The sequence below is a fragment of the Paenibacillus sp. P4_A7 genome (assembly GCF_056402455.1).
This window is the reverse complement of the sequence record NZ_JBFUHJ010000515.1, coordinates 1-3,769: the sequence shown is the minus strand read 5'-3', so window position 1 is coordinate 3,769 and position 3,769 is coordinate 1. Positions and strand designations below refer to the sequence as shown.

Sequence of the window (3,769 nt, the reverse complement as noted above, 5' to 3'; positions counted from 1 at the left end):
CTAACATCTAGCTTCATTATAGGTAACCTAATAACAGAGATTCACGGTAAAGGATAGATATATTCAAAAAATACTGCTCACAAATGAACACTAGAGCAGCCACTGAAACCAACGGCCATGCCCTTCTGTTTCTGCTAGAGTTTCCTTATGTTCCACTTCGTTAAGATAATAATCTAGATGGAGATTTAAATCCCACATATTATTGTAGAGGTGAAAAACATCTCTTGTTTTACCAAGTTTTCGAAGACAGTCTACTAACTCATGTTTATCTTCTTCAGGTATTTGATTGGCTACATGTGTATGAAAAACACAGATGACAGAATCTTGAGGAATTGTCGCGGAGATTTCATTAAGTAGTTTTACACCGTTCCCCTCAACTAACTCCAAAGCTTGTTCTTTTACACATCTAGCAGCCATTTCAAAATGGTTTAATCGCTCAGTATGCTCAGGCCAAATCAATGACTTTAACCAAAGATAGTCTTCAGGATCATTGAGATCATTTACGTGTAAATCAATTCCGATCCTCGTGGTCACTGGCGGACATTCTTTAAGGAGTAATGGTAATTTGTCACCACGTATTTCCGAATGGATTAACAGTTTAGAATGCACGTTTCCATATAATTCATCAGAGTTATATGAATAACTAAACTTATCCCACAGAAGCTGTAATCCCGCACTTGTTCCAATTTCTATTAGAGCTAACGGCCTCTTTGTCTTCTCATACATGTAGCAAAAAGCTGGGTATAAATAAGCGCATCGTCTAACCTCATTCGTTTGTACAAGCTTATCTTTCAGAATGGAAATGATATCGTTCCTATGCTGCATACAAAAATCTTTGAAAGAAGCGAATGCACTTGGAATCTCCCTCGCATTGCTTGTAATGCTTCTATAAAACTCTTTTAATTCATGGTTCCTCCCATTCAATAACAAGTAATGGACCGCTCCGAAAAAGAGATTTGGTATAGGTTGTCCTTGCCTGGCATGAGAAGCTAATTGAAGTAACTCATCATCTTCTGCAATTTCCACTGAAAGGAGTTCATATAAGGGGCTTGAACCTTTGCACTCCCTGCTTGCAAACACTCTAAAAAGATCAGCTATTGCTCTCTTGTCCAATGCCATCCCTCCAAATTTCCATATATCGGAATTGTAACACTGCATCTTGATAAAAAATATTTCAATATTTTTATCGTTTATATAAAAAATACTTATCGCTTGTCATGATCATACTATTAAGCTATGTCTCATCAATTGCTTGATAGACAGAGTTCCAGAAATCTAGAAAAGTTTTGGGAAACTCCGGGGAATCCAAGAAGCGTTGGGTCATCAATATCCCGATCAAATCTTCCATAGATAGTCGTCAACGGTCGAAACCAGTCCACTTCCACCGGAAGGAAATGTCGGAGAGCGACTCCAAATGCTATCATCTGGGTGGTCATGTACCATAAGTGCTCCTGTTTCAGGATTTGTCATATAACTCGTCGATAGCCTACCTAGCTTTTCGGCTGGGATGTAAAACCCGGTGTCCTTCATCCCAAGCGGTTCAAAGATTCGTTCGCGTAAGAAATCCTCCAGCGATTGGTCGGCAGCGCGTACGATCAAAATACTTAGGATGTCGAAGCCGGTGTGGTACATCCACCTTTCACCCGGCTATCGGGTCGTCTCAGAACTCTTCGATTGGCAAGTTCAGGCAGCAACCTATCCACTGGCTCGTCCAACCGCAACTTGAATTCCTCAACGAGGATCATCGCTGCCACCGCGGTGATGGGCTTCGTCATCGAGTCGAGACGGAATATGGTGTCGCGAGTCATAGGGTTATATTCCCCGGCAGTCTTCGTTCCAATCATATCGACATGTACCTCCCCTCCTCGGCTGACCAAGGTAACGAGATCAGGCACTTCACCACTTTCGACATATGCCACCAAAACATCGTGCATTCGACCGAGCCGACCCTTTGAAAATCCTATGGAACTCATAGCCTCCCCCTCTTTTCCTCTAAATAAATATCCAGTGCCTGAATACCTCGAATAGCAAGTTTAATAAATAGATATAAACTATAAATGGCTAACATCTTAAATAATCCATTGAATATAACTATAATCACAGGAAAAATTCCAAATATCGATACCCCATAGCTGCTTTCCACCTGATACACTTCCTTTTCTACTAATTTGCGCTTATCTTCATATCTTCTGAGCAAAGTAATATCCTGATATTACCATAGTTAGATAATCTATTAAATATTCTATTATTTTGAAGCAACTGAGAATCATTGCTTGAATAGATACAACCATTACGAACGGGGCAGGCAACTAGTTGTTCTGTCTAGAATGGATATTGTACAATCAAATGCCCACTATTCCATGTTTTTTCCAAATATAAAAAGCCGAACGAATCCTTCGTAAAGGTTTCATCGGCTTCTCACATAAACTATTTAGCAAATACTTTTTGGTTTATTCCTTATTAAGTTTAGTGGTACTTGAATATTTTACAACTGGCCATTTTTCCTTGCGCAGAGCATCCAGTAATTCCTGACCGATATGCAAATTATCTCGAACTAGGTCGCGAGGAGTAAGTGCCATCCATTGGTTCAACGATACATCGACAAATCGATCACTCTTGAACATTTCCAAAAACCACAACGTTTGGTTCCCCGTATTCTGAATATAATGCCCGTATGCAAACGGTACATAGCCAACATCACCGGCCCTATAATCAAAAGTACGGGCTGTACCATTACCCGCAAATACGGTCATTCGTCCCTGTCCGGTAAGGTAATATTGCCACTCATCGTTATTAGGATGCCCATGAAGTTCTCTCATAGCACCAGGCTCAATTTCAACCAAAGCAGCAGCAATTGTTTTGGAGATAGGAAAGTTAGAGGAATCTACAATTCTTACACTTCCACAAGGCGTTTTAATTGGTGCTTACGCTAACAGCTGATGCGGGAAGCTTTGCGGGATTGTCCCATAAGGGGACTGGACCTTCTGGCTTYCCAGCGATCCTGGAACTTCGTCTTGAAATATATAGACCTGTTCTGAAGGAATAGTATCAAAGAAACTCTCTGGAACGCCGAAGTTCGCAGCTAGTACATCCTTTGGGGTGTGTGCAAACCAATCGGAGATTGATAACGTGTTAAGATCGGAGAAGCTTCCGTTATCAAAAACGAGAAGAAATTCGCAACCATCCACCAACCCCTGAATCGAATGCGGGATGCCTGCCGGAAAGTACCAAAGATCACCTGGCCCGATATCGGCGATGAAATTTCGCCCATCCTGATCTACGGAGGTAATTCGTGCCCTCCCTAAAAGCATAAAAGCCCATTCTGCTTGCTGATGCCAGTGGAGCTCGCGCACACCACCCGGTGTTAAACGCATATTAACTCCCATGGCTACACGGCGAATTCTGTATCCTTCATTCAAATAACTTATGCCATAGGATCGGAACGTAGGACTTTAACACTTTTATAATAACCTTTCCAATTGTTATTTCATTTCAGCCATGATCATACAAATACTTCATAAAGTCCAATTGCAATTAATATTAATCCCCCAATGGCTTTGGAATACTTTCCTAACCAGGTCATTGCAATCCGGTGCCCGATACGTTCACCAATTGCTACCGTTATTAATGAAAACACGCCAACTGAGATCGCAGTCATGATAGGTGATGCACCGCTAACCCCCGCCCCAAAGCCCATAGCGATACAATTCAATGAAAGTGCAAAACCTAAAGAGATAGATTCCTTCCATGAAATGGCTTTACTAAGATC

Annotated in this window: 4 protein-coding genes and 1 pseudogene; all 5 read right to left on the bottom strand. The window is 41.4% G+C overall.

The genetic code is table 11. The annotated features are described in order from the left end of the window. Window positions 1–90: 90 nt before the first annotated feature. A complete protein-coding gene (locus AC1DWN_RS30105; protein ID WP_477562542.1) occupies window positions 91–1,119 on the bottom strand; it encodes a DUF2332 domain-containing protein in 1,029 nt (342 codons plus the stop codon). A gap of 216 nt (window positions 1,120–1,335) precedes the next feature. Beyond that, window positions 1,336–1,632, bottom strand: a complete 297-nt coding sequence (locus tag AC1DWN_RS30100; protein ID WP_477562541.1) for a serine hydrolase — start codon at window positions 1,630–1,632, stop codon at window positions 1,336–1,338. Beyond that, window positions 1,605–1,934 (bottom strand): serine hydrolase domain-containing protein, encoded by a 330-nt coding sequence (locus AC1DWN_RS30095; RefSeq protein ID WP_477562543.1) that lies wholly within the window; start codon window positions 1,932–1,934, stop codon window positions 1,605–1,607. Before AC1DWN_RS30095 ends, AC1DWN_RS30100 begins: the two co-directional genes overlap by 28 nt. A gap of 516 nt (window positions 1,935–2,450) precedes the next feature. Beyond that, window positions 2,451–3,383: pseudogene (locus tag AC1DWN_RS30090) on the bottom strand (cupin domain-containing protein); the annotation flags it as partial. Window positions 3,384–3,502: 119 nt separating this feature from the next. After that, window positions 3,503–3,769, bottom strand: a 267-nt coding sequence (locus tag AC1DWN_RS30085) for a manganese efflux pump MntP (RefSeq protein WP_477562540.1), incomplete at its 5' end; no start/stop codon positions are given.

What these genes read in the sequence shown, in the direction of transcription:
- AC1DWN_RS30105 (WP_477562542.1), bottom strand. Translation starts at nt 1,119, where the DNA reads ATGGCATTGGACAAGAGAGCAATAGCTGATCTTTTTAGAGTGTTTGCA.
- AC1DWN_RS30100 (WP_477562541.1), bottom strand. Translation starts at nt 1,632, where the DNA reads ATGTACCACACCGGCTTCGACATCCTAAGTATTTTGATCGTACGCGCT.
- AC1DWN_RS30095 (WP_477562543.1), bottom strand. Translation starts at nt 1,934, where the DNA reads ATGCACGATGTTTTGGTGGCATATGTCGAAAGTGGTGAAGTGCCTGAT.